This window comes from Paenibacillus ihuae, assembly GCF_001368795.1.
In the GTDB taxonomy this organism is placed as follows: domain Bacteria; phylum Bacillota; class Bacilli; order Paenibacillales; family Paenibacillaceae; genus Paenibacillus_AQ; species Paenibacillus_AQ ihuae.
The window spans coordinates 1-1497 of record NZ_LN831208.1; the positions used below are offsets into that span (position 1 = coordinate 1).

At 49.9% G+C, this 1497-nt stretch carries 1 pseudogene; it reads right to left on the reverse strand.

Annotated features, from left to right (window positions below):
* Nucleotides 1-95: 95 nt before the first annotated feature.
* A pseudogene (gene lysS, locus AQR02_RS30325) lies at nt 96-1497 on the reverse strand (lysine--tRNA ligase); the annotation flags it as partial.

The window sequence follows — 1497 nt, forward strand, 5'->3', positions numbered from 1 at the left end:
ATTATTTTAAAAGTTTACGCTCATTCCACCATTGAACCAAGGAAACTGCCTGTGCAGCTTCCCTGGTAATTGTGGTTTTGGGATCAGGACTTTATTCAGTCTTTGTTACGCATATGCGGGAACAACAGAACATCACGGATAGAAGCCGCGTTGGTAAGCAGCATGATCAGACGGTCTACACCGATTCCGAGTCCGCCTGTAGGAGGCATACCGTATTCCAGCGCACGGATGAAGTCATCGTCCATCTCATGGGCCTCATCGTTACCCTGCTCTTTTTCGTGAATCTGAGCTTCGAACCGCTGACGCTGGTCAATCGGGTCATTCAGCTCGCTAAATGCATTTGCGTGCTCACGGGCAACAATAAATAGCTCAAAACGGTCAGTAAACCGCGGATCCAGCTCATTCTTTTTGGCCAGTGGCGAGATTTCAACCGGATGACCCATTACAAATGTAGGCTGAATCAGTGTTTCCTCAACGAATTGTTCGAAGAACGCATTGAGGATATGGCCGAAGGTCATGTGCTTCTCAACCGGCACACGGTGCTCCTTAGCCAGACGCTGGGCTTCCTCATCAGTCATATGAACGCCAAAGTCAACACCAGTTACTTCTTTAACGGCATCAACCATGGTTACGCGGCGCCATCCCGGTGAGAGGTCGACTTCTTGTCCCTGATAGTTAATCTTCTGGCTGCCAAGAACCTCCTGGGCGATGTGGGCGATCATGTTCTCCGTCAGCTGCATAATGTCTTTGTAGTCAGCATAAGCTTCGTACAGCTCGATCATAGTGAATTCCGGATTGTGTCTTGTTGAAATCCCTTCATTACGATAGACGCGGCCGATTTCGTAGACTTTCTCCAGACCGCCGACAATCAGGCGCTTCAGGTGGAGCTCGATAGCAATACGCATGTACAGCTGCATATCCAGTGTATTGTGGTGGGTAATGAACGGACGCGCAGCAGCCCCGCCGGCAATTGCATTGCAGAGTCGGAGTTTCAACTTCAAGATAGCCCGGCGAGTCCAGATAACGGCGCATCGACTGGATAATCCGTGAACGGGCAATAAACGTCTGCTGTACCTCAGGGTTGATAATCAGGTCTACATAACGCTGACGGTAGCGCAGCTCTACATCCTTCAGGCCGTGATATTTCTCAGGCAAAGGAAGCAGGGATTTGGACAATACCTCGAGGTTGCTCGCTTTAATCGACGTTTCACCTGTTTTGGTCTTGAACAACGTTCCGCGGACACCGATGATGTCGCCCAAATCAAGAACATTAAATGCTGCGTATTGCTCTTCAGGAATGCTGTCCTGGCGCACATAAATCTGGATTTTACCGCTTAGGTCCTGGATGTGGGCGAAGCTGGCTTTTCCCATTACCCGTTTACCCATGATGCGGCCGGCAATGCTTACATCCAGAGCAAGCTCGTCCAGTTCTTCTTTGGTTTGTCCGTCATACTTAGCCAGAAGGTCTCCGGCTCCTGCAGTACGCTCATACTTCTT